The sequence below is a fragment of the Salicibibacter cibarius genome (genome assembly GCF_016495725.1).
GTDB lineage: Bacteria > Bacillota > Bacilli > Bacillales > Marinococcaceae > Salicibibacter > Salicibibacter cibarius.
Genome location: NZ_CP054705.1, coordinates 369647 through 395896 on the forward strand (window position 1 = coordinate 369647; position 26250 = coordinate 395896).

The 26250-nt window shown below is 41.6% G+C and carries 24 protein-coding genes and 1 pseudogene; 19 read left to right on the forward strand and 6 right to left on the reverse strand.

Translation table 11 applies throughout. The annotated features are described in order from the left end of the window. The first annotated feature begins 9 nt into the window (after positions 1-9). From HUG15_RS01970 to merA, 6 genes are all read left to right on the forward strand, one after another. On the forward strand, positions 10-621 hold the full coding sequence (locus HUG15_RS01970) for an SCO family protein (RefSeq protein WP_142090479.1): 612 nt from the start codon (positions 10-12) through the stop codon (positions 619-621). A 174-nt stretch (positions 622-795) separates the two neighbouring features. Beyond that, entirely contained in the window at positions 796-1356 is a 561-nt protein-coding gene (resA, locus tag HUG15_RS01975) for a thiol-disulfide oxidoreductase ResA (RefSeq protein ID WP_142090480.1), read from the forward strand. 119 nt (positions 1357-1475) lie between these two features. After that, positions 1476-1853, forward strand: a complete 378-nt coding sequence (locus HUG15_RS01980; protein ID WP_142090481.1) for an ArsR/SmtB family transcription factor — start codon at positions 1476-1478, stop codon at positions 1851-1853. Next, positions 1825-3975 (forward strand): heavy metal translocating P-type ATPase, encoded by a 2151-nt coding sequence (locus tag HUG15_RS01985; protein WP_142091613.1) that lies wholly within the window; start codon positions 1825-1827, stop codon positions 3973-3975. The genes HUG15_RS01980 and HUG15_RS01985 overlap by 29 nt, the downstream gene beginning before the upstream one ends. A gap of 139 nt (positions 3976-4114) precedes the next feature. Next, positions 4115-5143: a flavin-containing monooxygenase gene (locus HUG15_RS01990; RefSeq protein ID WP_227003904.1), complete on the forward strand. Its 1029-nt coding sequence runs from the start codon at positions 4115-4117 to the stop codon at positions 5141-5143. Between the two features lie 145 nt (positions 5144-5288). After that, complete coding sequence (gene merA, locus HUG15_RS01995; protein ID WP_142090482.1) at positions 5289-6929, forward strand: mercury(II) reductase; 1641 nt, start codon at positions 5289-5291, stop codon at positions 6927-6929. Between the two features lie 75 nt (positions 6930-7004). On the opposite strand, the gene HUG15_RS02000 is transcribed toward merA, so the two are convergent. Further along, positions 7005-7961 (reverse strand): arsenic resistance protein, encoded by a 957-nt coding sequence (locus HUG15_RS02000; RefSeq protein WP_142090483.1) that lies wholly within the window; start codon positions 7959-7961, stop codon positions 7005-7007. 610 nt (positions 7962-8571) lie between these two features. Between HUG15_RS02000 and HUG15_RS02005 the strand changes: the two genes are divergently transcribed. Next, entirely contained in the window at positions 8572-9213 is a 642-nt protein-coding gene (locus HUG15_RS02005) for a YdhK family protein (protein WP_142090484.1), read from the forward strand. A 429-nt stretch (positions 9214-9642) separates the two neighbouring features. Next, positions 9643-9966, forward strand: a complete 324-nt coding sequence (locus HUG15_RS02010; protein WP_142090485.1) for a four-helix bundle copper-binding protein — start codon at positions 9643-9645, stop codon at positions 9964-9966. 291 nt (positions 9967-10257) lie between these two features. Here HUG15_RS02010 and HUG15_RS02015 read toward each other — a convergent pair. Beyond that, a pseudogene (locus tag HUG15_RS02015) lies at positions 10258-10892 on the reverse strand (recombinase family protein). 424 nt (positions 10893-11316) lie between these two features. After that, positions 11317-12546: an IS110 family RNA-guided transposase gene (locus HUG15_RS02020; protein WP_142086371.1), complete on the reverse strand. Its 1230-nt coding sequence runs from the start codon at positions 12544-12546 to the stop codon at positions 11317-11319. A 380-nt stretch (positions 12547-12926) separates the two neighbouring features. Here HUG15_RS02020 and HUG15_RS02025 point away from each other — a divergent pair, with 380 nt between their 5' ends. Continuing rightward, entirely contained in the window at positions 12927-13166 is a 240-nt protein-coding gene (locus HUG15_RS02025) for a hypothetical protein (RefSeq protein WP_142090486.1), read from the forward strand. Between the two features lie 946 nt (positions 13167-14112). Further along, positions 14113-15114 carry a DoxX family membrane protein gene (locus HUG15_RS02030; RefSeq protein ID WP_160141763.1) on the forward strand — a complete coding sequence of 334 codons (1002 nt, stop codon included), beginning with the start codon at positions 14113-14115 and terminating at the stop codon, positions 15112-15114. Between the two features lie 847 nt (positions 15115-15961). On the opposite strand, the gene HUG15_RS02035 is transcribed toward HUG15_RS02030, so the two are convergent. After that, a complete protein-coding gene (locus tag HUG15_RS02035) occupies positions 15962-17194 on the reverse strand; it encodes an IS110 family RNA-guided transposase (RefSeq protein WP_142090488.1) in 1233 nt (410 codons plus the stop codon). Between the two features lie 240 nt (positions 17195-17434). On the opposite strand from HUG15_RS02035, the gene HUG15_RS02040 reads away from it, so the two are divergent. From HUG15_RS02040 to HUG15_RS02050, 3 genes are all read left to right on the forward strand, one after another. Continuing rightward, positions 17435-17737: a spore coat protein gene (locus tag HUG15_RS02040; RefSeq protein ID WP_142090489.1), complete on the forward strand. Its 303-nt coding sequence runs from the start codon at positions 17435-17437 to the stop codon at positions 17735-17737. A 334-nt stretch (positions 17738-18071) separates the two neighbouring features. Continuing rightward, positions 18072-19031: a stage II sporulation protein P gene (spoIIP, locus tag HUG15_RS02045; protein WP_200126712.1), complete on the forward strand. Its 960-nt coding sequence runs from the start codon at positions 18072-18074 to the stop codon at positions 19029-19031. Beyond that, a complete protein-coding gene (locus HUG15_RS02050) occupies positions 19016-19213 on the forward strand; it encodes a stage II sporulation protein P (protein ID WP_200126714.1) in 198 nt (65 codons plus the stop codon). The genes spoIIP and HUG15_RS02050 overlap by 16 nt, the downstream gene beginning before the upstream one ends. A gap of 319 nt (positions 19214-19532) precedes the next feature. Here HUG15_RS02050 and HUG15_RS02055 read toward each other — a convergent pair whose 3' ends face one another. Next, positions 19533-20660: a DUF418 domain-containing protein gene (locus HUG15_RS02055; protein WP_200126716.1), complete on the reverse strand. Its 1128-nt coding sequence runs from the start codon at positions 20658-20660 to the stop codon at positions 19533-19535. A gap of 191 nt (positions 20661-20851) precedes the next feature. Continuing rightward, positions 20852-21118, reverse strand: coding sequence for a multicopper oxidase domain-containing protein (locus HUG15_RS02060; protein WP_246516460.1), 267 nt, complete (start codon positions 21116-21118; stop codon positions 20852-20854). 301 nt (positions 21119-21419) lie between these two features. On the opposite strand from HUG15_RS02060, the gene HUG15_RS02065 reads away from it, so the two are divergent. From HUG15_RS02065 to HUG15_RS02090, 6 genes are all read left to right on the forward strand, one after another. Beyond that, entirely contained in the window at positions 21420-22079 is a 660-nt protein-coding gene (locus tag HUG15_RS02065) for a YdhK family protein (RefSeq protein WP_142090492.1), read from the forward strand. Between the two features lie 427 nt (positions 22080-22506). After that, complete coding sequence (locus tag HUG15_RS02070; RefSeq protein ID WP_142090493.1) at positions 22507-22833, forward strand: four-helix bundle copper-binding protein; 327 nt, start codon at positions 22507-22509, stop codon at positions 22831-22833. 178 nt (positions 22834-23011) lie between these two features. Further along, positions 23012-23713: a response regulator transcription factor gene (locus HUG15_RS02075; RefSeq protein WP_227003906.1), complete on the forward strand. Its 702-nt coding sequence runs from the start codon at positions 23012-23014 to the stop codon at positions 23711-23713. Positions 23714-23716: 3 nt separating this feature from the next. Further along, positions 23717-25084, forward strand: a complete 1368-nt coding sequence (locus HUG15_RS02080; RefSeq protein WP_142090495.1) for a sensor histidine kinase — start codon at positions 23717-23719, stop codon at positions 25082-25084. Then, positions 25081-25296, forward strand: a complete 216-nt coding sequence (locus tag HUG15_RS02085; protein ID WP_142090496.1) for a hypothetical protein — start codon at positions 25081-25083, stop codon at positions 25294-25296. Before HUG15_RS02080 ends, HUG15_RS02085 begins: the two co-directional genes overlap by 4 nt. Continuing rightward, on the forward strand, positions 25293-26201 hold the full coding sequence (locus HUG15_RS02090) for a F510_1955 family glycosylhydrolase (protein WP_142090497.1): 909 nt from the start codon (positions 25293-25295) through the stop codon (positions 26199-26201). The genes HUG15_RS02085 and HUG15_RS02090 overlap by 4 nt, the downstream gene beginning before the upstream one ends. Positions 26202-26250: the final 49 nt, after the last annotated feature.

Here is a 26250-nt window from a genome sequence, read left to right on the forward strand (position 1 = left end):
GGAGGAACCATGTTTAAGGGAAAAATATGGCTACTGATTGCTGCCGCGTTATTTTTAGCGGGTTGTCAAGATCAGGTATATGAGAACACAGATGGAGTTACCAACGTGTCAGATGCAGATTGGGGGAAAGTTAACGACTTTCAATTTACCAATCAATTTGACGAAGCATATGGAACAGAGCAATTAGACGGAGAATACTGGATTGCCAATTTTATTTTTACCCGTTGTCCAACGGTCTGTTTAACCATGACGCCAAACATGGCTCGTGTTCAGGAAGCTGTCAACGAGGAGGGGTTGGACGTTGAATTTGTTTCGTTTTCCGTTGACCCAGCCTATGACACACCGGATGTGTTAGAAGAATATGGACAAGATTATGGGGCGAATTTCGACAACTGGAATTTCCTCACAGGCTATGATCAAGAAGATATTCAAGAGCTCTCTGAAGAGAGTTTTAAACAAGATATGATGGATGATCGTGATTCTAATGACATTATACACGGGGTCGATTTCTTTTTGGTGAATGATGAGAGAGAGATTATTCGCTTTTATGATGGGATGAGCCCGCCGGTAGACGCTATTGTTGAAGACCTGAAACAAATTGGGGTAGATGAAAGGGATTAGGCATAAAATGAGCAAGTCATTGCTTCAAATAATTGATTTCCTAATTTCTTGGTGATTTATTGAACAACCCTATGAAAGTTTGATCCGTTCTATTCTGTACAAGAATAGTGTATGAATATACTCATCTTGAATATAGCAGCAGACCTTCACATTATTAAGGGTGGGGTGACAATTATGAACAAGAAGGAAAGACATCAACGTAAACGACGCAGACTAATCATGCGAGTAACGGTATTAACGCTGATTTTGATCGCGACTGGCTATGTGTTTTACTCCAATTTTGTTCTAGCAGAAGGCAGTGTCGTCTCAGAAGGTGATCAAGCACCCAATTTCGCTTTGGTCAATATGAACGGTGAAAGAGTGGAATTAGACGATTACAAAGGACAAGGGGTCTTTCTCAATTTTTGGGGTACGTTCTGTCCTCCTTGTGAAGATGAAATGCCTTATATGGAAGATCAATATCAGGCATTTCAAGATGAAAATGTTGAGATCCTGGCTGTCAATGTTGGCGAATCTGAATTAACGATTGATCGATTTGCAGATCGTCTTCAACTTAATTTTCCGATTTTAATGGATGAGAACCGTAATGTTCTTGACCAATATGGGGTCAGTCAACTGCCAGCTACTTACCTCATCGATGAGAGTGGCGAGGTGATTCTGGAGCATATTGGAGGAATGACAGAAGAAAATGTCCAAGACTATATGGAAATGGTTAATCCGGCTGCTTCATCCTGAAGCAGTCGTTTCTTTTGATATATATTAGGGTTATTCATGATATAAAATTATTGATTGACAATGAATGAAGTGAAGCATAGTATTATAATCAAATGATTATTTGAATGAAGGTGAAGGATATGAAAACGAAAGAAAAACAGGATCAATGTGAGGTTTTTTGTTATGACGAGGAAAAAGTTCAGCGACTATCCTCTCTTGTCGAATCCGAAACCTTTACATTCACAGGGGATATCTTTAAAGCGTTATCTGATGAGACACGACTAAAAATAGCTTATGCATTGACGCAAGAGACTGAACTCTGTGTCTGTGACGTCGCCCATATTATTGGGACAACAACGGCAACGGCTTCTCATCATCTCCGTCACCTTAGAAATTTACGTATTGCGAAAAGCCGAAAGGAAGGAAAATTGGTGTTTTATTCCTTAGATGATCACCATGTTACAGAAATCATTGCAACGGCTATGGCGCATGGCCGGGAGGAAAACCATCATGGCTGATCATACCGAAAAAACGGATTATCGCGTTCAAGGCTTTTCGTGTGCCAATTGTGCCAATACGTTTGAAAAGAATGTTCAACGATTAGACGGGGTGACCGATGCACAGGTGAATTTTGGGGCTTCAAAGATCACCGTTTACGGCTCAACAACGAAGGAGGAATTGGAGAAGGCAGGTTCCTTTGAAAATTTGAAAGTCCGGTCAGACTATGCATCTGAGGAATCGGAACCAACCCATCAGCCATCCTTTTTCCAAAAATATCAGACCGTGCTATTGGCCATCCTCTTTTTTGGTTTTGGAGTGGCTTCTCAAATCATTAATGGAGAAGATAACCTTCTCACTTGGCTTGCTTATGCCACCTCAATGGTCGTTGGGGGCTATACCCTCTTTAAGGCTGGGCTTATGAATTTAATGCGCCTTCGATTTGATATGAAGACCCTAATGACTGTCGCTGTCATAGGGGCGGCCATTATCGGAGAATGGGCGGAAGGAGCCATTGTGGTTATTCTTTTTGCCATTAGTGAAGAACTCGAGGGATTCTCCATGGATCGGGCGAGACAATCCATTCGTTCGCTCATGGATATTGCCCCCAAAGAAGCGCTTATTAAACGAAACGGCCAAGAGATGAGTGTCCATGTCGACGACATTGCGATCGGGGACATCATGATTGTCAAACCGGGGCAAAAAGCGGCCATGGATGGCGTTGTTGTGTCCGGTCATTCCTCGATAAATCAGGCAGCTGTTACCGGCGAGTCCATTCCGGTTGAAAAAAACCTCGATGATGAGGTTTTTGCGGGAACATTGAATGAAGAAGGATTCCTTGAAGTTCGTGTCACTAAGTATGTCGAAGATACGACCATTTCAAAAGTGATTCATCTCGTGGAAGAAGCACAAGCGGAGCGTGCCCCGGCCCAAGCTTTTGTGGATCGTTTTGCGGCGTATTATACACCTGCTGTTATGGTTTTGGCTATGCTTGTGGCTGTTTTGCCCCCATTGGTGATGGGAGCATCCTGGGAAGCGTGGATTTATCAAGGACTTGCTGTTTTGGTCGTGGCTTGTCCGTGTGCACTTGTGATTTCAACCCCGGTTTCCATTGTTACAGCCATTGGTAATGCGGCTAAGAATGGCGTTTTAATTAAAGGTGGTGCTTATTTAGAAGAAGCTGGGTCGTTAAAAGCAATCGCTTTTGATAAAACAGGGACCCTAACTAAAGGGGTCCCGGTAGTTACGGATTTTTCCCTTTTTCACCCGGGAGACAAAGATGAGTTATTAGCCAAAGTCACTGCGTTAGAGTCACGATCCCAGCATCCGTTGGCTTCGGCCATCGTCGATCAAGCCAAGCATGCGAATATTTCTTACCAAAATCATGAGGTTCAAAATTTTAATTCAATCACAGGAAAAGGGGTCAAAGGTACGATCGATGGGACGACGTACTACGTTGGGAACCTAAGTTTATGGGAAGATGCGCTGGGGTATGCCATTGTTCCAGAAATTCGAAGTTCCCTTGAAGATCTCCAAAAGCAAGGGAAGACAGGTATGTTTGTTGGAACGGATCAGTCCGTATTAGCTCTGATTGCCGTTGCTGATGAAGTTCGTGACACGAGCCAAGAAGTAATCACGAAACTCCATGACATCGGTATTGACCAAACAATTATGCTTACGGGTGATCATCAAGACACGGCGTCTGCCATTGGCAAGCAAGTGGGTGTGACCGATGTTCAGGCCAATCTTTTACCTGAAGATAAATTATCTTATGTTAAAGCGTTTCGAGAAAAGTATCGAAAAGTAGCTATGGTCGGAGACGGGGTTAATGATGCCCCGGCCTTGGCTGCGTCCAATGTTGGCATCGCCATGGGGGTCGCAGGCACTGATACCGCATTAGAAACCGCCGACGTTGCCTTGATGGGGGACGATTTACAGAAACTGCCCTATACCATGAAACTGAGTCGTCGAGCGTTGCGCATTATTAAACAAAATATCAGTTTCTCCTTAGGCATTAAATTACTGGCACTGTTATTGGTGATACCAGGATGGTTAACCCTTTGGATTGCGATCTTAGCGGATGTAGGGGCGACACTCCTTGTGACAGCTAATGGTCTACGTTTGTTACGGGTAAAAGATTAAAACGATGGGCGTTAGGGACGTTCTTAACGCCCTATTTTTCATGTAAAAACATCGAGTGATTGAGTGCGAATATGAATTTAACACGTATGTGTTCATCATCAAAACCAATGGTGTTTAAGTAGAGGGGTCGGTGGGCGGCTTGATACGTAACTATGACGTTGTTGTAATTGGCGGCGGGCAAGCGGGTTTAGCAATGGCATTTGCATTAAAACAAAGGAATGTTTCATTTATAGTTCTTGATGAAAACGAACATATAGGTGATTCCTGGCGTAAAAGATATGAATCATTAAGTTTGTTTACACCACGAAATTATAGTCAATTGCACCAATTTCCATTTCAAGGAGATCCGAATGGTTTTCCTCATAAAGATGAAGTTGCGACATATTTATCAGATTTTCAAGCTGAAAATGGTTTACCCATTATGCATAAGCAAAAAGTTATAAAGCTTTCACAAGAGGATTGCCAAAAGTTCCTTGTAATCACTCAAAATGAAAGGTACACAGCAAAACATGTTGTAGTTGCTACTGGGGCTTTTCATCATCCTTTTATTCCAAAAATACATGATAATTCAATTCCTTTTATGATTCATGCTTCTGATTATCAAAACCCATCACAGATCCCAAAAGGAGAAGTTTTAATTATCGGTGCTGGGAACACAGGTATTCAAATTGCTGCAGAGCTATGCAAAACCCATACTGTGTTGCTTGCGAAAAGTAAACCGATTAAAAGACTACCTCAGAGTATTGCAGGTAAAAGTTTATTTTGGTGGTTTGAGTTTTTATGGTTGTCTAAAGCAAAGCCTGACTCAATGCTAGGAAAGTTTCTTCAAAAAAGAGATCCAATTATAGGGAATAATTATAAGATAGTTAAAAAACATGTTGAGATTTTGGGACGTGTTAAGAGCGTAAATGATGGTCAAGCATACTTTCAGGGTTCGTATCCAAGGAAAGTGTCATCAATCATTTGGGCAACTGGTTATCGTAATGATTACTCATGGATTGATATTGATGGAGTACTTAATAAACATGGCAAACCCATTCATCGTTGTGGAATCACCAATATAAAAGGACTCTATTTTATTGGTTTGAGCTGGCAAAGTAAAAGAAGTTCAGCATTAATTTATGGTGTGAGTAATGATGCTAATCGGATTGCTAAAAAAATTGTGTGATGATTTAACTCATTTGAAAAATCCTCCTGTGCAACAACCGGTCGCTTTCAAGAGCATCGGCATAGGAGCTGCTGGCTCTACCTCCTTCTTTAAGGGTTAGGCAAAAAAACCATGTATGAAAAAATTTTAATAAAGGTGGAGAACAATGAATCATATTCATATAAACATTCAGGGAATGACCTGTACAGGCTGTGAAGAACAAATTGCAGTAGCCCTTGAGAATATTGGAGCGAAACATATTGATGCCAACTATCCTCGAGGAGATGTCACCTTTAAACTCCCCAAAAATGTGGAAATTGAAACGGCCAAAAAAGCAATTGATGAAGCCAAATACCAACCTGGACAAGCTCAAATCTTACAACGACAGGAAAAACCTATTTTAGATGATGGCGCAGATTACGATTTTTTGATTATCGGTTCGGGAGCTGCGGCATTTTCTTCAGCTATCAAAGCTAGCGAAACCGGTGCGAAAGTCGCCATGGTGGAACGAAGTACAGTTGGAGGAACTTGTGTTAACATCGGTTGTGTACCGTCAAAAACCATGCTTCGTGCCGGTGAAATCAACGGTCTTGCCCAAAACACTCCATTTTCTGGGCTTCAAACGAGTGCAGGTCCGGCTGATCTTGCCCAATTGACCGAACAAAAAGATGAATTGGTTACTCAAATGCGTCAAGAAAAATATATAGACTTGATTGATGAATACGGATTTGACCTTGTTCGTGGAGAAGCCGAATTTATTGACGATAAGACAATACAAGTAAATGGACAAAGCATCACTGCTAAAAGCTTTTTAATTGCAACGGGAGCACCTCCGGACATCCCGGCCATCCCTGGGATGGATATGGTGGATTATTTAACAAGTACAACCGCGCTTGAATTAAAAGAGATGCCAAAACGCTTGGCAGTGATCGGTTCCGGCTATATCGCCACGGAGTTGGGCCAAATGTTTCACAATCTAGGAACGGAAGTCACCCTGATGCAAAGAAGCGAGCGTCTATTCAACACGTATGATCCTGAAATTTCGGAAGCCATTGGTGAAGCCTTAATTAAGGAAGGCCTTAATCTGATCACCGGGGTCACTTATCTAAGAGTGGAGCAAAAGGCTATTACAAAAAATGTTTATATTGAAGTCAATGGAGAAGAACAGGTGGTCGAAGCCGATCAAATTCTTGTAGCAACAGGACGAAATCCGAACACAAAAGCTTTAAACCTAGAAGCAGCAGGCGTGAAAACAGGAAAAAAAGGCGAAGTGCAAACCGATGAATATCTGCAAACGACCAATAACCGAATATATGCCGCTGGTGATGTTACTCTCGGTCCGCAATTCGTTTATGTTGCGGCTTATGAAGGTGAGATTGTGGCGGGTAATGTGCTTGGGTTGACGAAACGAAAAATCGATCTTCGCTTTGTTCCCGGTGTCATTTTCACCAAACCATCGATGGCCACAGTCGGTTTGACAGAACAACAGGCAAAAGAACGAGGCTACGATGTCAAAACATCGGTTCTTCCGTTGGACGCTGTGCCACGAGCTCTAGTCAATTATGAAACAACTGGAGTTTATAAACTTGTCGTTGACACCCAAACTCGTAAATTGATTGGAGCGCACATCGTTAGCGAAAATGCAGGTGATGTCATTTATGGAGCGACCTTGGCGGTGCAATTTGGATTGACTATTGAAGACCTAACAAATAGCTTTGTACCATATTTAACAATGGCCGAGGGATTAAAGCTCGCAGCTTTAGCATTTGATAGAGACGTTTCGAAATTATCTTGTTGTGCAGGTTAATCACTGGGCCTTCTAGAAAAGTCCATATTCTAGAATAACGTCTACTGTAAAAACAGCTCTCTTTGGATTGGTTCTTTATTTCCTTCTTTTCCCTCTTAATGAGAGTAATATTTGCGATACAATAGCTAATATAGGTAGCTCAATAAGTGGTCCAATGACCAAAGCTAATGCAATTAGTGGTTGGTCCGGAAAGGCTGTTACAGCTATAGCCAAAGCAACAGGTGAATTTCGAGCAATAACGGTTAGGTTTAAACTAACGGTATCTTCATATGAAAATTTCATTGCTTTGCCTACGGTTTGTGCCACAACAAAGTTAATGACAAAGTAGAGTAAGATCGGAATGATTAAGATATAGATGACCTCTAGATTGTTGACTAAATAAGAGCCTTGTGAAGCGAACATTGCTGTGATGGCTAAAGCTAAAAATATTATTTGTGCAGATGAGAAAGAAGGAACGAGTTTATCATTCAAAAATGTTTCCCTGTTCCTTAATAAATACCGAGTCAAATGCGCAAAGGCAAAAGGTATAATTAAAACCAATACAACGCTTTCTATAATGGTTGAAAGTGAAACCGATTCTATTGTACCTGCAAAAATGAAGAGATAAACGGGTAAGAGCAATACTTGCAGGATTAAGTTGATCGGGAGTACAGATGTTGATAATGACAGATTCCCTTTAGCTATAGAAGTGAAAAATAAATACCAGTCTGTACATGGCGTGACCATTAACATGATAAATCCGATCCATAAAGCAGGATGATCTGCAAGGAAGACTGCACCAAGCCCCCAAGCTAATAAGGGGGTCCAAACAAAATTTATAATGGTACTCGCGCTTAAAAACCTGATATTTTTAAACGCATCTTTTAAATGTTTTAATGGGATGGTTAGAAATAACCCATACAGCATGAGTAATAAAAACGGAATGATAAAGAACTCTGCATTCTGTTCAAAAAAGGTGAACTGACCTAATAAAAGTCCGACACCTACTGCGGTTAAAATAATGATCGTTTGAAATTTCTCTAAGACATTCATGATGATACCCCTTCAATAAAATAGAGGTAGGTGCGCACGACTAACTCTTTGTTTTAAGTATAACTGTTATGGACTTTAATTGCTTTTATAATCTTGACTTCGAATTCGAAATGAGGAAAATAGCCATTGAACAACAAACAGTGGAGGGCGATCTATCATAATGTCAACCTTCGTGCCAATTGGTGCCCTTGATGATGAAACATGACGATCAAAAAAAAGAAGTAACCACCCTTGGGCTGCAGTCCAAAAGGGTGGCTACTTCATCTAATCATTAGGTGAACAAATCCCTTGGTAGGAGTTGTTCTATTGGGAGACCGTTGGTGCAACCACACCATAGTCTTTTTAAATATATGCCTTTTCTAAACTTAGTATACAATAACATCTTGCTGGTGGCAAATAACGGTGGGGCCGATTAAACGATATGATTTTTCTGGCCGATGATTCAGAGGAGGGCGTTTCCATTACCTTTCCCGATCTTCCCGGATGCCAAACTCAGTGAGACGAGTGACCTGAACGGTTGTTCGGACGGATTAGACGAAAAAATGTATTGCTCCATATTTTCTACACATTTATGTAGTAAATTATCATATGGAAAAGGAGGAATTATAAAATGAAGAAGAAAATCATGATAGGGTCCGTTACTCTAGTAACAGCTTTTGCATTAGCTGCATGTGGCAATGGTGATGAAGATCCAATGCCAGATGAAGGTATGGATATGGATCCCGATTCTGATAATATGGAAGATATGGAGGAAGAGATGCCCGGTAACGACGATATGGATGACATGGATATGGACGATGACGAGCACGAAGACATGGATCATTCCAGCTCCGGTGAGGTTCCGGATGATTTAGAAGAAGAAGAGAATCCAACGTTTGAAGTGGGAAGCCAAGCAATGGTGGAAGGTGGCCATATGGAAGAAATGGAAGGTGCTGAGGCCACCATCGTTGGGGCATATGATACGATTGCCTACATTGTTTCTTACGACCCAACCACCGGCGAAGAAAGAGTAGAAAATCATGAATGGGTGGTTCATGAAGAAATCGAAGAAGCCGAGGAGGAAACATTTGAACCGGGGACAGAAGTCACATTACAAGCTGATCATATGGACGGCATGGAAGGAGCCGCAGCCGAGATTGATGAGGCTGAAGAGACGACGGTCTATATGATTGATTACACACCGACGGACGGTGGCGAAGAAGTGGAAAATCATAAATGGGTCATAGAAGATGAACTCTCAGAGGTTGAATAAAAAAGCGATTAAGGCCCACTTTCTACCGATCAGTAAAAGGAGAAATGGAAGATTGATGTACCCTTGATGGCTGATATGTCATAAGTTATATCCTGCAAATGAAGAGGATATATAACGTCATGGATGAAAAATGGAAAACAATATTGATTAGCCCTTATCCGATCATCCCACGGGCCTTTAAGGTCAAAGGAATCCGATAAGGGCATTTTGTAACTTATAGAAGGTTTATCGTTTCAATGAGAGAGATATTTTTTAACTGTTTTGACCAATCACCCCCTTAACACTCAGTGTTAGTAAGTCATACACAAGCAAAAAAAAGATTTCCCGACTTCATAAAAACTACATATTTAATGGATAAACCATTAAGGACACCGCACACTAGCTAGTGGAGTGCAAATCATGTGTCATAAGAAAGGAGCACCAAGATTAATGACTTATCAAGAGTGTATCCAAGCATGTTTAGAATGCATGGAACAGTGCAATCGGTGTTTTGATGAATGTCTGAAGGAAGACAACGTACAAATGATGGCGGAATGCATCCGACTAGATCGAGAATGTGCCGATGCCTGTGCGTTTGCGGTACAAGCTATGCAAACAAACAGCCGTTTTGCTAAGCAAATCTGTGAATTATGCGCGGACATCTGTCAGGCTTGTGGCGATGAATGTGCAAAGCATGATGCTCAGCATTGTCAAGATTGTGCGGAAGCTTGTCACCGGTGTGCAAAAATCTGCCGTGAGATGGCGGCTGCATAAATTCCTCGACCCTGAGGCGGTTTCCTATCCGTCTTCAGGGTTTCTTTTTATGATGAGATGACACTCTACATCAGTGCCTTTGTCAAAAAATTATCAAATTTTACGAAGCCATTATTTTAGATATTATGATGCCCTACCGATGGTTGGGCTGTATGTGAACGTCTGCGTACTGAGGGATTCAATATAGGTATTTTGATAATAACAGGGGTAAAGGTAGCATCCGGCGATTTTGCCGCCATTTATCCTTAAACCACATATAAGTAGCAATACCACTCAAGATAAAGCATTGAGCTAGGTGCTCTTTGCTTCTTTATATTCCTTCATGATTTTATAAAATGTGTTTTTCTTTAGTTCTAACATACCCATAAACATAACGCCTGTTATGTTGTCTCCATTTCTCCATTTTAGATGGTTGTCTTCTATGATCTGTAGCTGTTTCTTGCTCAAATTGGAAAGGTTCATTTGCGGTCGCCCTAAATGTTTCCCTTGAGACTTAGCCACTTCGATCCCTTCAGCTTGTCTCTGACGAATTTTCTTTCGTTCTTGATCCGCAACATACGAAAGCAAAGATAAAAATTGATCTTCCATTAACTGTCCCATATCACCCATCTCACGGAACTTACGGCTGTCAAATAAATATTCATTCTCTAATACGACAATACCTGCTTTTAATTCTCTTGTTATGTATTTCCATTCTGAAATCACTTCATCATAGTTACGCCCCAAACGATCAAGCGCATCCATATAGATGATATCTTTTTCATTAAGAACCTTGCGCAGTAATTGATATTGGGGACGTTCAAAATTTTTCCCACTCGCTCGATCAACAAAAATACGACGTGCCTCAACGCCTTTCTCTATCATTTTGTGTAACTGTCGCTGTTCATTCTGGTACTCACTCGTATGTATCCGTAAGTAGCTGCCATGATCATCACCCCTATTGTTTTGGTTACTATTCATTATAAAGCTTTTGTTTATAAAGGTGAATGTCAATAATAAACGTTTATAAAAATTTTTCACAACATTTATAAACTTGATATGCTGCCGTTTTATAAATATTTTCTTGCTTTCCTTAAAGATATACCTTTATAAACGCTGTGATAATATCCATATATTTATAGGACAAATGTTTTTCTAGCGTATTGGCGTCTTCAAAGATTCTCCATATTTATTTGGTATCTTTTATGTTGAGGTCGATGATTAAAGACCTGCGGTAATATGTCAAGTTCAAAATCACAGTAAATGAAGTTGTCAAAGGACATTTAGGCGAAAAAAGCGCGCACTGAACAACACCAGTAATAAAATGTAAAATACTGGTAAAATGAAAGGCTAGCCCTCAGCCGATGTCGGTCAGAGGTTCACGCCCCTTTCTGGCGTAAAGAGTTGGTTTTTGCGTAGCAGCGCATCCACCAATCGCACGAGTTTTCTTGCCGTGAGCACGAGTGCACGTTTGTGTTGATGTTTCGGGACTTCTTGATACTTCTTCTGATAAAAGACTTGGTATTCCGGAATTTGCCTTCGTACCGAGTTGGCGGCTTCAACGAGGTAATAACGCAAATAATGGTTCCCTTGACGTGTCAGTGAAGTATCTTCGGCGGTAAACCGCCCGGACTGGTGTTTTCGCCAGTACAGTCCCGCATATTTAGCTATTTTTGTTTCATCGGGAAACCGGTCAATCTGACCGAGTTCGGCAATGATGCCTGCGGCGAAGACCGGACCAATGCCCGGGATTGATTCCAGCGTCTGCGTCAGTCCTTTCATGATTCGAGTAATGGACTGATCGATCGCCTTGATTTGCTTTTGGAAGGAACGAATGAGCTCAATGGACGTTCCTAAAAGTACATCGATGGAATCTTCGACCACTTTGTCCAATCGGTACGATGAACGGACGGCTTTCTGGATGGATGCGGCGACAGCTTCCGGATCGGGAAAACGATTTCTCCCTTTCTCTTGAAGAAACCGAGCCAGGTCCTCAAGCGGAAGCTGGGCAAGTTCATCCAGGCTGTATTTTTCAAGAAAGAGTTCCATCATAGCATGGCCAAACACCGATGAATCCACTTCTTTGGAAAAGGTGTTGCATTTATACTCCAAGTGCTGCAAGAAGTGTTGTTTCTCTTTCGTCATCGCTTTGGTCAAGTGATAACGCGAACGTGTCAACTGCTGGAGAGCCACGTATTGGCTTTCTTTGACAACGGACATCTGATTGCGCCCGAAACGCATATAATCGGCGATCACAAAGGCGTCAATCTCATCGGTCTTGTTCATGTCTGCGAAGCTCTTTTTAAAGTTGGCGATCTGCTTCGGATTGATCACAAAGACTTGGGCGCCATAGGGTTTTAAATCATCGTCATCATGCAAGAACATGGATGGATGAAAACTGTAGACGGATGTGGACTCCAGACCGATCTTTAGGATGTCAACCTCTGTATCGGCCAAGAGCTCGAGCAACCGTTCTTTGAGCACCTGGGCACCCGGCCAGTCATTGGAAACCGTAAAAACCGAAAGCTGATCACCTTCTTGATCAAGCACACACACTTTCATATCAAACGAGCTAACGTCAAGCCCGACAAACATTCGCATGGGGGGATTCCTCCTTTCATTGTAGAATCATTCGGTCGTTCTTTGGACGCCTCGAGATATCTCTAGTGTGAACGCCGATCATCAACCTCGTGTATCAGAACTCCATCGGCATTGAAAGCCGCCCCAGGGGCTGCTTCCCCTGAGTTCAAGAGGCCGAGGGCTCAGCCTGCGAGTAGGAAGTGCCGCACGTACACTGAGAGACAGTCTTTAGTTGTGGTCGAACCACAGGAGAGAAAAGAATTGTCCCAAATGATCCTATGATCATTATCTAGAAATATCTAGAGACATCCAAGGAAAAACCATATGAATCTACAAAATATCTTGTGGAATTTGCCCAAGATTTGAAGGGCTTAAACTTACTATACGAGGAGGGAGTCTGCATGAAAAACAAAAAGTTCTTACTCATTCCATCGCTTGCTATTACTGCTTTATTGGTGGCAAGTCCGATTGGTATTACATGGGCATCTGGAGATCAAAGTGAAGGCGGTATGATGAATGGAATGATGATGGAAGATGGCAAGAATGAGATGATGGATGCTATGAATTCCCCAGAGGGTGAAAAGATGATGAATGCTTGTCAGGATTTCATGTCCTCCAATAACACAGAAGAATCAGATTAACTGGGGATTGAAGTCATAGTAGGTTTCTCAAGTTCTTCATCAATGATTATCACTTTATCGAAATATGCTTGTTCTTGAGAAGAATGTCATACGGTATTTCTGCAAGAACCAGGCGTCCATGACAACGTCCCTACCGTTCGATTGTAACCTTTTTAAATCTGATACCGAAAGGGCTGTCCCAATGGTTAATGACCTTATGAGGCAGCCCTTTCATGTTTGAAACACGATAAGGCGACCCGAGTGAGAGATAACTAAATGTTTGAACCCCACCCTAATCTAAGCTATACCCTATTATTTTTACTTCTTGAAGGAATATAGTAATTGATGTGTATTTTTCTGAAATGGTCACTTTACCTAATTAGCAAGCATATATGGGGGCGGCAACGATTCGGAAAATATATGGATATTTTTCCCAACTCTGCCGATAATGAGTAGATAATTATCTGGCATAGAAAAAGCCCTAGCATAAGGGCTTGAGGTAACTCCAGATACTTCTTTTGGACGAAACTGCGGCGGCTTTCCACCGACTATGGGGAATCAATAACTCTTGGGTGCCTAAAGGCAAAGAAACAAGCTGTAGAAAAATAATTGCAAATGTAATTGTGCGCTTATAAAAGGAGAAGACAATTAAAGTCCAGTGGCTAAGTTGGTGGGCATTGGGTTTTACCACCGCGTTAGCGGTTTAGTCCAACATGGATTATCGGTGGGGTTTCCTGCCCTTTTCCGATGTTATCGGAGGAGTCAAGGAGATTAACCCCGGAAAAACTGTGCCGATAATATTTCTCCAGTGATAACATCGTCTTTCCCTACATGGCAACAATCTTTCAGTAATCCCTCGGAATATTGTCGGCTGAGTTTAAGAAAATGGCCCGAAAAAACAGGAATCGTTGCCATCCCTTATAGTATGATGAATTTCGGTCAGTTAGCAAATGGCAGGAGGAGTACAATGACAATGAAATACATTATTACAATTATAGCTCTATCAATTGTTTATATTTTGATACCTTTTACAGCAAGTGCACATGTGAAATGGTTTTCAACAGAGACACCTATTAAAGCTCCTCTTGAGGAAATTGTTTCACCATTGTTTATCACACTTACTTTAATCATATCAGTTACTTTAGGAGTACTTCCGAAACTTTCAACTAAATTACAGCATTTCAATTTGGTGAAAACGGCCGATAAACGATTAACATCTTTAAGACCTTACTCACCTATATTGCTAAGACTGGGAGTTGCTTTTGCTTTAATGATTCAACTACTCTCTGGAAGTATTTTAGCACCAGAAATTCCTGTCAGACAAATGACCATGTGGATTGCTATTTTGACAATCAGTTTACTTCTCATGCCGAATAAAATGGCAACACAATTGGGTGCCATAGGATTATTTATGTTATTTGTTTTCGAGATTCAATTTTTTGGTTTTTTTCATATGCTGGAATATAGTTATTATCTAGCCATTGTCCTTGCTTTGCTTATTCAGAAAACAAGATATCATCATTTTGGAATACCAATTCTTTATCTTGGAACAGGGTTTTCTCTTTGTTGGGCTGCCTTGGAAAAGTTGGTATTTCCGGAACTTAGTATAAATATTATTGAAAGCTTTAATATCCCAACATTCGGTATAGAACCATCCATTTTAGTTGTTTTAGGTGCTTTCATTGAATTTGTATTGGGTTATTTATTATTAATTGGAATCTTCAACCGCCTGTTAGCATTGTCAATAACCCTTCTTTTTTTCATGACAACGACAGTTTTTGGCATTACCGAGATAATTGGCCATTCTATCATACACATTATCTTAATTATTTTTATCATCGAAGGAAAAGGGTTTTATCCCACACCTATTGAAATCCATCGAGGTTTACGTCATCAAACGGTTTTTATTGTATTTAACTTTTTACTCATAAATTTAGCTCTTCTACTTCTTTATTATCGTTTTGCTTAGTTTTTGGTATAGTACAGAACTTTCTTGTAACCATTCAGTTCGTTGGAGAAATCCAAAAGTAGGCACCCACCGCCGGTTACATTCATATACTATGGATGATAACTGATTAATGAAGTGAAGCCAATGTATTACCATTCTCCATATGTATGTCCTTCTGCGTATCCATCCGGGTACCACCCAAGAGTGAGGGCTGAACATGCACAACCAAATGACATGATGCCTAATGGAAATATGAGCTCCATGATGGATATGATGCGGGGGGCGCTCTCAAGTTTTTCATCAATGATTACTACTGTATCGAAAAATGCTTGAAATATGATCGTTCTTGAGAAGAGTGTCATACAGCATTTCTGCAAGAACCAGGTATCCATGACAACACCCCTACCGTTCGATTACAACAGTTTTAAATCTGATACCAAAAGGGCTGGCTGTCCCAATGGTTAATGATCTTATGAGGCAGCTCTTTCATGTTTGAAACACGATATGGCGACCCGAGTGAGAGGTAACTAAATGTTTGAGCCCCACCCTAATCTGAGCCATACCTATTATTTTTACTTATTGACCAAATACAGTAATTGATGTTTATTTTTCTGAAATGATCACTTTACCTAATTGGCAAGCATATATGACATAGTGTCATCACTTTATGTGATGCTAATGTTGATGGATCCTGAACGAAATGAGGAAGTTGATGTATCGGCGTTACATCAACTTCAACCTATCGACATTCCATGTAAACAAAGCTTTTTGTATGAAAACACTTTTGGCTAGAAGGCATCAAGAAACCATGCCCTCCATATTTGTTTTGTAGGACTAAAACGTACATATTTTATTCGATAAGATCTATTTAAGCTGTTTCTGGATCAGCATTTGATATGGTGTATCCTTTCTTTTTGAGGTATTCGATCATTTTTTGTTCTTTTTGTTGTTTCTTTTGGTGAACGTATTCGGGGCCTAGTTCCTGATACGGTTCTCCATTTTTTAAGATGTTGTACGCGATGGTTACGATTAAATGAGCGGAAGCGAAATGAGCCTTTTTCTTGCCTTGCCGTTTCATAATTCTTCGCTGATGGGCAGAAATCCGGTTGTTTTGCCTGGCTGTCGTCAACGCGCATTGGACCGCCATGGTCTGTAATGCTTTGTTCCCTTTTGAGGTTTTACTTCCTTTTTTTTTACCAGCACTTTCGTTGTTTCCAGGACTTAATCCGGCCCAGGAAGCAAGGTGTTTGGAAGACTTAAATACGGACATGTCCACGCCCATTTCAGCGATGAAAGTGGCCGCGCCCGATTGATCCACGCCGGGAATCGTGTCCAAAAGTTCGACTTCTTTGCGATAAGGTTCTAGGCACTGATCGATTTGTTCTTCTAAGTCTTGGATCATTTTCTCAACATATAGCATGTGGTCCCAGTGATACTGCAGCATGTCACGGTGATGACGGCGTAAGCGACCATTGATGGCTTTGGCAATATCAGGGAGACTCGCTTTCGTGCGCCAGTGGACCATTTCCTGAAGTTCCTTCATCTCTATCTTTTCACCATTGATGATTGCTTCGAGGATGCGGCGTCCAGATAAACCAAAGATATCGGACAGAACCGACGTCAGCTTGATGTTGGCATCTTGAAGGATTTTGTGGATGCGGTTTTGCTCGGCTGTACGCTGGTGAGTCATCTTTTTTCGATAGCGCGTCAGATCTCGTAAATCGCGAATATCCTCCGGGGGAACAAAATTGCTTTCGATTAGCCCACTTTTCAATAGTTTGGCTAACCACTCGGCATCTTTGACATCGGTTTTGCGACCGGGAACATTTTTGACATGTTTTGCATTAGCAAGGATAAGCTGAAAATCACTTTCTAGAATGTTCCATACGGGCTTCCAGTAAACGCCGGTGCTTTCCATGACAAGATCGGTGACTTTAAATGATGCGAGCCAATCATTTAATTCCAACAATCCAGCTGTTGTGGTTGAAAATGATTGAATCGTTTTCTCCGGCTTCTTGTCTAATGGTCCAAATAAAGCACAAGCGACAATCGTTTCTTGGTGTACATCTAGGCCTGCACACCTTTCAATCATAGCTTCCATGGGACAACCCACCTCCTACATGAATGAACAATACAAATGACAGTGGATCCGTTTCAAAACTTTTGTATTCGTGCTCTAGGCACAGTAAATGGTTCTTTCATACTGTCAAAACCAGTTTCTTACGCAGGGTATCTTTTTCCAAAATCCACCAAAAAGCATTCAGCCTGGTTGTATTGTTAGTAAAGATATCGCCAATTCATAAAGAGGATATACTCCCATTTTGAGCAAACACCCATTTTCATGGTAGATGGTGGCTACCGGGAGCGTAGCCACATTGTTTCTTATATGAATGAACAAAATATTGTCTCTGAGGCACGTAATACAGCAATGACAATGGCTCAAGATAATTTTAACTCTTCCTTAAGTATGAACGCACAGAATGTAAGGAATATTCATTTACAAATGGCCCTACAACAGTTTGGGTTACAAAGCAGATATAGTGATTTTATTGAATCAAAAGGGTGGGATTATACTCCAAATGCCTCGATTCAAGAGCAGTTACATGCGCTAAAAGTATTTCAACAGATGTATTATAATCTATGAATATAGCCATTCCTGTGCCGATCATCATGATCGGCACAGATATTCCCCGAGCCCCTTGGAGAAATGAAGTTAAAGGTATGCTTCGGCTATGGCCTATAAGTCAGGGTGGGTGCTCTGAAGTTCTGACCACTGTATAAAAGAATACTTGAAATGTGCTCGTTCTTGAGAAAAAACGCATGTCTTTCCAAAACAATTAAAGACATATCGCCAACGGATGATTCAATTCTGAGACCTTCGAGAACTTTGGCGATATCCGCCCCAAAATTGGACCATTAGACACGTTCTAGTAAAAGTATTTTCTAAATAGAATGATAGCGTAAGGAGGGACAGGCCCTTGCGCAGACCATATCACTACTCAAATGCCTTCTCAGTATCGAAATCGAATGTTCAGTCAATCTTTATGGTAGCCGTCGCTTTTATCGTTGGAACCTTTCTTATTATTGCTATGCTAACGACTGCGGATAATCAACATCGCTTTTCTTCATCAGTCCTTCATGATTGGACGAAAGAGGCACAAAGTGATTGGTTTATCCATTTATTAGGGGCTGAAAATCGGTATTATCTAGATGCAATGCAAGATACTTCTACCCCCAGTTTGACAACAACAGTTATAGAGCTTGCTACGAATATGAACTTGAATGACCCACGCACATTTTTGGGAAGAGAGATTCCCGGTTTTTCAGGTTTTGACAATACGCTTGTAATTGCTGGGCAAGGAACTGACTTTACAAATATGGCTATGGAATCTCCCCCTCCTTTCGAGGAACATCAATATGAACAACCCGAAACTGATGGAAGTGAAAGGGGAGATACTGTAGACGATGATCCACCTGAGATTTCCGATGAAGAACCGATCATTCATCTCTTACATTCACATAGCCGTGAGTCTTTTTTGCCTGAAATCGAGGGAGACGATCCAAACCACCAAGAAATTAATATTGTTCAGGTTGGCAACTATCTAGCCGATCAATTTCGCGAATACGGGCTTCCTGTAGAAGTGTCTGATCATGACATTCAACAGAAATTAAATGAGCGAGAATGGGATTATAGCCAATCTTATGAGGTATCTCGCGAGATTCTCATGCAAGACGTGGAAGAACATGAACAACTCGAATTTTTCTTTGATCTTCACCGTGACTCTGTAGAACGAGAGCTTACTACAGCTACAATTAATGATGAAGTTTATGCGCGAACATTTTTTGTTATCGGAGAAGACCATCCGGACTATGAACATAATTTGGAAATGGCGGTAGAAATCCATCACCGCCTGGAGGATAAGTGGCCGGGATATTAAGTAGAGGCGTCATGACCTCGGGAGGTGCCGGCGTGGATGGGGTTTATAATCAGGATTTATCACCGAATTCGATGACCATCGAATTCGGAGGGGTGGACAACACGTTTGAAGAAGTCTATCGCAGTGCTGACGCAGTAGCTGAAGTTATACAAGAATATATCTACGAGGAACTTGACCGTTAGATTTGGGGGTGTTTCTCGCCTCCTCTTCATTATCGTCAGCGTACAATTTCATTCCGCGTTTTGCTGCTAATACTGCACTTAGAGCCCCCCTCGTTGTTATAGCGAGGGGGTTCTAAATGCTTGGGGGGTATATTGTAGTAGGTGAAGTAAATGCCTAAGGGTATTACTTCATTTTGATCGTCTGAGCACAACAGTAAATGTAAGAACTGTTGAGAACCATGCCTCCATGTGAAAGCAGAAATTATTAACTTAAAATGAACGTAACCCATTTCGGTTGATTTCCTCATATTAGACAGGAGGCCATGTTTTGAATAGAAATTTATGTTTTCCTCCTTAACGGAACCTTCTTTCCATATGTTCCCATTCTCCAAAACCATTCAAAAGGGCCATAGTAAAACGTTTTTAGCCAGAGGTGGCTGAAAATCATTTGTACGACAAATAAAATGATACCTATAAAAAGGGCGAATACATAGCTTGGTTCCATCCAAATTCCGACCCTTTCAAAAATTGTTCTCCCACTGTGCATAAACAGACTTACGAATACCAGCGACTGCAAAAGGTAATTGGTGAAAGCCATTTTTCCAACAGCAGTAAATGGCAACAACGCATTTGATAGGGTCGTCGTTCTGCTCGTTCCTAAAAGAATAATGCTCATTAAGATTCCAACGGTTACGACAAACGGATAAAAATTTTCCAGAGGCGTGAAGACAAGGGCATCAACCTCATAATAAGGGGCTGTTTTTCCGGAAACACCAACAGTAAGGAAAATCAAAGATAGGAGCCACATTCGCTTTCTCCGTGCTATTGCTTGTGAAAGTAAACCCTTACGATAAGTGTACATCCCAAATAAGAAAAAGCCCAAATGTTCCACCATAGAAGAAAATTCATTAATGAGATATTCGGACCCCGTGGGAGATTCTCCCGGTCCAAGTAGTAAGTCTTTGAGCCATTCGTCAAGAGAAAACGAGTGAGGGAAAAAATAATTTAGAAAATCCACTCCAATCGTATACCCCAGCCAAAAAAACAAAGCCATTGTAAGCAACCACTTCTCTGGAAACTTAATAAAAAAAAGAAGTACGTAACCAGCCATGGCATACATAAGCAGGATGTCCCCCGCCCAAATGTAATACCCATGGAGAGCCCCAATTATAAATAGTAATAGCAACCTGCGGAATAACGTTGGGAATGGATTCAAATTTTTTTTGCTTAGTCTTTGATAAATAAGAATAAGACTGATTCCGAACATAAATGCAAATAATGGCCTGGCGCTATCTTCCAGTAAAATTGACATCAAGGTATCGATGGATTCATTGATAGAAGATTGGTTTTCCGTCTCTATGGAAGCCAATCCAGAAATATTTACTAAAAAAATAGCTAGTAAAGCTAATCCACGCAGTTGATCTAAAATCTTAATTCTATTACCCTGACCCTGACCTTCATTCTTCACCGATCGCATGAGAACCTTCTTTCCAAGTATTTACGTTTTCGAAAAACCTAGTTGGATTTTAAGAAAAAAATGTGTAGAAAGAGTGAAGTTGATAAAACTCCAAAAACGGGCATCTTTGTACATCCATATTCCTTCAGTCAAGATGACAAAAGAAAAGAGACTTCTCGAAGAAGCCCCTGTTTTAATATTATTCAGGTTGATTGGAACATCTGGATCAGGCGTAAAGGCTGGCTCAAATCCATCGCGTTAGGGACGGGGAACCCATGTAGATGAAGGGCAGTGGGTTCTTCCAAATTGTTTTTGACATTTAATATAACCTCATCCCCTTCCTGGACACGAATCTTCTCGCCGGGTACGGATCCATTATACGTCCAGGCATCTGTCATGGTTTCCTCATCAAACATCCAGTGCGTCTCGGTAACATTTAGATTAAACACTTCTTTACCGTCTTCAGTCATCATTTCATTCCCTTGATCCTCTTGTTGATTCTCGGTAGATCCCGTAGATCTCTAATCTAACCCCTCATCCGAGCAACCACCTAGCGCTAAAACAATGGTACTCATTCCTATATATACTTTTTTCAATTTTCTTCCTCCTTTTGATTGGTTATGTCACACTGTAAACGAAAAAAATGTAGAATTTATGAATAAAACTTAAATCTAATGAAAACTGTTTTTTTGCTCTATGAACGATCACTCCATATTTTCTACACATTTTTTTAGTACATTAACGTTATTCATGAAAAGGAGGAATTATAGAATGAAGAAGAAAATCATGATAGGGTCCTTTTCCCTAGTAACAGCTTTTGCATTAGCTGCATGTGGCAATGATGATGAAGATCCAATGCCAGATGAAGGTATGGAGATGGATCCCGATTCTGATAATAATATGGAAGATATGGAGGATGAGATGCCCGATAACGACGATATGGATGGCATGGATATGGATGACATGGATATGGACGATGACGAGCACGAAGACATGGATCACTCCACTTCCGGTGAAGTTCCGGATGATTTAGAGGAAGAAGAGAATCCAACGTTTGAAGTGGGAAGCCAAGCAATGATCGAAGACGCCCATATGGAAGAAATGGAAGGTGCTGAGGCCACCATCGTTGGGGCTTATGATACGACTGCCTACGTTGTTTCTTACGACCCAACCAATGGCGGAGAAAGAGAAGAAAATCATGAATGGGTGGTTCATGAAGAAATTGAAGACGCCGGGGAGGAAACATTTGAACCGGGAGCAGAAGTCACATTAGAAGCCGATCATATGGACGGTATGGAAGGAGCCACGGCTGAGATTGATGAGGCTGAAGAAACGACGGTTTATATGATTGATTACACACCGACGGACGGTGGCGAAGAAGTGGAAAATCATAAATGGGTCACCGAAGATGAACTATCAGAAGTCGAATAAAAAAAGCATGTATTGGCCACCTTCTAACCGATTAGTAAATGGGGGAATGTAAGATTTAATAAACTTGATGGCTCATGTCAAAAGCTATATTCCGTAAATGAAGGGGATATATAATGGCCAGATAAACCGATGACAAATGGAGAACAGATAGCCCTTATCTGATCATTCCATGGGCCATTAAGGTCGAGTGATCCGATAAGGGCATTTTTGTAATTTATAGAAGGATTGTCGTTTTATGATATAGATATTTTTGTACTGTTTTGACCAATCAGTTTCCTTTAATTCACAGTGTTAATAAGACACTCACAAGCAAAAAAATTTATCCTTCTTCATAAAAACTACATATTTTATGGGTAAACCATTAAGGACACCGCATACTAGCTAGTGAATGCAAATTATGTGTCGTAAGAAAGGAGTACCAAGATTAATGACTTATCAAGAGTGTATCCAAGCATGTTTAGAATGCATGGAACAGTGCAATCGGTGTTTTGATGAGTGTCTGAAGGAAGACAACGTACAAATGCTGGCGGAATGTATCCGTTTGGACCGAGAATGTGCCGATGCCTGTGCGTTTGCCGTTAAGGCTATGCAAACAAACAGCCGTTTTGCTAAGCAGATCTGTGAATTGTGCGCGGACATCTGTCAGGCTTGTGGCGATGAGTGTGCAAAGCACGACCACCACCAGCATTGCCAAGATTGTGCGGAAGCTTGTCACCGGTGCGCAAAAGTATGCCGTGAGATGGCGGCTGCATAATCTCTCCACCCTGAGGCGGATTTCTATTCGCCTTCAGGGTTTCTTTTTATAATGAGAGGTGACACTCTACCTCAGTGTCTATGTCAAAAAATGATCAAATTTTACGAACGCAATCTTCACATCAACTACATATTTACTAGCTAAACTTGATATGTAGTACTTCATGGGAGGAGCAAAAGTGGCTGAACGTATACTTATTGTGGATGACGAGAGAAAAATGAGACAGTTGGTTGGTCTTTATTTGACAAATGCAGGCTATGAACTTGATGAAGCAAGTTCCGGAATAGAAGCGATACATAAGGCAACCGATCAACCTTACGATGCCGTTATTTTAGATATTATGATGCCCCGGACCGATGGTTGGACCGTATGTGAACACCTTCGTACTGAAGGATCCAATATAGGTATTTTGATGCTAACAGCAAAAACAGAAATAGAAGATCGGGTCAAGGGGCTTGACCTTGGGGCAGATGATTATCTCGTGAAACCGTTCGCTCCAGAGGAACTCGTTGCACGTGTAAAAGCATTGCTCCGACGTAAATCCAGCTCTTTAAACGAGGATCCAGCAAAGATAACAGACGGGGCATTATTTATTCACCCAGATCGACACGAGGTTAAGGTGGCGGGACAATCCGTTGATTTAACCGCAAAAGAATTTGCGATTTTGTATTTAATGGCCTCCCGTCCGGAACGCGTGTATACAAGGGAAAATGTCATCGAGCAGATTTGGACAATGGATTGTGAATGGCACGATCCTCGAACGATTGACACCCATATCAAAAATATCCGAACCAAATTGAAAAAGGCTGGTCTGCCATTTAATCCAATGAAGACCGTATGGGGAGTGGGATACACATTTAATACAACGGAAGGGAAATAACCGATGAACAGGATATTTTATAAGCTCGGTGGATCAATCATGATTTTGTTTCTCATCGTATTGCTTCCGTTAGGGTATGTCATGGTTCAAATTTTCACCAATTATAATGAAGTCCATTTATACGATGAAACGGATGAAATGGCTTCCCAATATGCAACCCTCCTTGCTGTAGTTGATGATCCTGACATCGAACTTCTTGTCCAATCGATGGATCGGGAGACAGCCCGAAAAATGGTCATTATTGATGCAAATGGAGACGTTGTCGAAGATTCCGGGATCCGTGGTTTTCATCCCTCTGAGCATTCCGCATTGCAGGGGGAGGCAGGAAGATTTACCGACCCAAATGATCACCAAGAATATATTTATGCTGGGGAACAAGTGCAGGATGACGATCTAGGAGAGGTCATTGTCTTTTCACCTTCGGATCTTATGGATCAGTCTGCCATTCAAGTACAGCAGGCGCTGCTTCTATCAGGCGTTGGAGCCCTTCTTCTTGCCTTTGGTTTTACGTTTATTGCCTCCAGAGAATTTTCAACGCCCCTGCAGGAGATGGAAAGAGCCGCAAACCAAATGGCGAGGGGGGATCTAGATGTGGAAGTGCCTGTGAAAACGAAGGATGAGTTGGGTTCGCTCTCCCATTCCATGAATGAGTTGGCACGTGAACTAAAAAGGTACCGGAACAACAGGCAAGCTTTTTTTTCGGACGTGTCTCATGAAATACGGACGCCACTGTCTTATGTTCAGGGGTATTGTGATGCACTAAAAAAGGAGCTTTATCAGGATGAAACCGAAAGGCAACAGTTTGTCGATATTATTCATGAAGAAGCCCACCGCATGAATCGATTGATTCATGATTTATTTGAATTATCCCGAATGGAAGAAGAGCGTTTTCCCTTGGACCTTGAACTCGTTCATATCGGAGACGTTACCAAACGAGCAACAGCAAAACTGGCCACCGAAGCTAAGAAAAAGAACAATACCATAAAGGTTGATATGGAAGGGAAATTTCCAACGATTGTAGCTGATAGTTTCCGGTTGGAACAGATCTTCACAAATTTACTTCAAAACGCGGTGAGTTATACGGAAAACGGGCATGTTTGGATCGAGGGATCCTTGAAAGACGGGAATATCGAAGTAAAAATTTCGGATACGGGAAGGGGTATCGATCCTGAAGATCTTCCCTACATTTTTGAACGTTTCTATCGGGCTGAAAAGTCCAGATCACGTGATTTTGGGGGGACCGGTTTAGGGCTTGCCATCGTGAAACAATTGACGGAACTTCAATATGGAAGCATTCAGGTGGAAAGTGTTACCGGAAAAGGGACGACATTTACGCTACGTTTTCCAGAAGCAAAGGAGGGCGATGAATGACTAGAAGGGATTGGTGGATTGCTTCGTTGGTAATCGCCATCGGCTTGCACTGTTTGGTAATGTCCGGCATTATATCGGCTTCAGCCGATGTTCCTTCTTATCTCCAGCTCCTTTTTCAAATCTGTTTCTGGATGGGGATCCCTCTATTAGTAGGTGCAATGATTTACATTATCATTTCATTCATAAGCAAACGGAAAGGAAGAAAAACATGAGATTGTATCTTGCAAGTTTAGCAGCAGTTGGAGTACTCATGAGTGGGTGTCAAACCGAAGCTCAAGAAGAGGTTGAATTTACGCATATCCATGGGCTTGGCTTCACAGAAGATGGGGAGCAGGCATATATTCCGGCACATGATGGGTTGCGAGTCTATGAGGATGGGACATGGAAGAATGTGGAGAGTGGCGAAGGGGAGCTTCATGACTTTATGGGCTTCACCATGACGTCTGAAGGTTTTTATAGCAGTGGACATCCAAACATGCAGTCGGATTATGAGAACCCGTTTGGACTTGTAAAAAGTACGGATGGGGGCGAAACGCTTGATTTACTCGCGCTCGAAGGGGAGGTTGATTTTCATGTCATGTCGGCCAGTTACAACACAGACGCCATCTATGTCATGAATCCGGAGCTTAATTCAAAAATGGATGAGCTGGGGCTGCATCGAACCCTCGACGAGGGACAGGAATGGGAGTCGCGGGACGCTGACGGGGTGAACGGAAGCGTGATTGCGATTGCCGCCCATCCTGATGAGGAAGATAGGGTGGCTCTGAGTACAGAAGAAGGGGCCTTTCAATCTGATGATGGCGGAGATACCTTTGAACAGGTGCTAAGTGGTGTGCCAGCGCCAGCTTTAACTTATGCGCACACCGGTGAATTGCTTGTTGCCGAGGGTATAGATGAAGAAACAACCCTCAAAGCGATAGACGCCTCCGGCGAAGTAGTTAGAGAGATCCCTGCCCCATTGATCGAAGAAGACGCCATTGGTTACCTGGCCCAGAACCCACAGTCTGAAAACACTCTCATGGTGACGACCATCGAACGTGATATTTTTTATACCGAAAATGGTGGAGAAACATGGGAACAACAAGCGGAACAGGGCTTTAGTGTAGATGAATCATAAGCGCAAACGTAAGTCGTTGATCATACATCAATGTTGGAGGAGGGTCTCG

Excerpts from the sequence above, each read along its gene's own strand:
- HUG15_RS02030 (WP_160141763.1), top strand. The coding sequence starts at position 14,113 with ATGACAATGAAATACATTATTACAATTATAGCTCTATCAATTGTTTAT.
- HUG15_RS01985 (WP_142091613.1), top strand. The coding sequence starts at position 1,825 with ATGGCCGGGAGGAAAACCATCATGGCTGATCATACCGAAAAAACGGAT.
- HUG15_RS02090 (WP_142090497.1), top strand. The coding sequence starts at position 25,293 with ATGAGATTGTATCTTGCAAGTTTAGCAGCAGTTGGAGTACTCATGAGT.
- HUG15_RS02000 (WP_142090483.1), bottom strand. The coding sequence starts at position 7,961 with ATGAATGTCTTAGAGAAATTTCAAACGATCATTATTTTAACCGCAGTA.
- merA (WP_142090482.1), top strand. The coding sequence starts at position 5,289 with ATGAATCATATTCATATAAACATTCAGGGAATGACCTGTACAGGCTGT.
- HUG15_RS02065 (WP_142090492.1), top strand. The coding sequence starts at position 21,420 with ATGAAGAAGAAAATCATGATAGGGTCCTTTTCCCTAGTAACAGCTTTT.
- HUG15_RS02085 (WP_142090496.1), top strand. The coding sequence starts at position 25,081 with ATGACTAGAAGGGATTGGTGGATTGCTTCGTTGGTAATCGCCATCGGC.
- HUG15_RS02010 (WP_142090485.1), top strand. The coding sequence starts at position 9,643 with ATGACTTATCAAGAGTGTATCCAAGCATGTTTAGAATGCATGGAACAG.
- HUG15_RS02040 (WP_142090489.1), top strand. The coding sequence starts at position 17,435 with ATGGTAGATGGTGGCTACCGGGAGCGTAGCCACATTGTTTCTTATATG.
- HUG15_RS02035 (WP_142090488.1), bottom strand. The coding sequence starts at position 17,194 with ATGGAAGCTATGATTGAAAGGTGTGCAGGCCTAGATGTACACCAAGAA.
- HUG15_RS02005 (WP_142090484.1), top strand. The coding sequence starts at position 8,572 with ATGAAGAAGAAAATCATGATAGGGTCCGTTACTCTAGTAACAGCTTTT.
- HUG15_RS02025 (WP_142090486.1), top strand. The coding sequence starts at position 12,927 with ATGAAAAACAAAAAGTTCTTACTCATTCCATCGCTTGCTATTACTGCT.
- HUG15_RS02060 (WP_246516460.1), bottom strand. The coding sequence starts at position 21,118 with ATGACTGAAGACGGTAAAGAAGTGTTTAATCTAAATGTTACCGAGACG.
- HUG15_RS02070 (WP_142090493.1), top strand. The coding sequence starts at position 22,507 with ATGACTTATCAAGAGTGTATCCAAGCATGTTTAGAATGCATGGAACAG.
- HUG15_RS01970 (WP_142090479.1), top strand. The coding sequence starts at position 10 with ATGTTTAAGGGAAAAATATGGCTACTGATTGCTGCCGCGTTATTTTTA.
- HUG15_RS02020 (WP_142086371.1), bottom strand. The coding sequence starts at position 12,546 with ATGCGAATGTTTGTCGGGCTTGACGTTAGCTCGTTTGATATGAAAGTG.
- resA (WP_142090480.1), top strand. The coding sequence starts at position 796 with ATGAACAAGAAGGAAAGACATCAACGTAAACGACGCAGACTAATCATG.
- HUG15_RS02080 (WP_142090495.1), top strand. The coding sequence starts at position 23,717 with ATGAACAGGATATTTTATAAGCTCGGTGGATCAATCATGATTTTGTTT.
- HUG15_RS01980 (WP_142090481.1), top strand. The coding sequence starts at position 1,476 with ATGAAAACGAAAGAAAAACAGGATCAATGTGAGGTTTTTTGTTATGAC.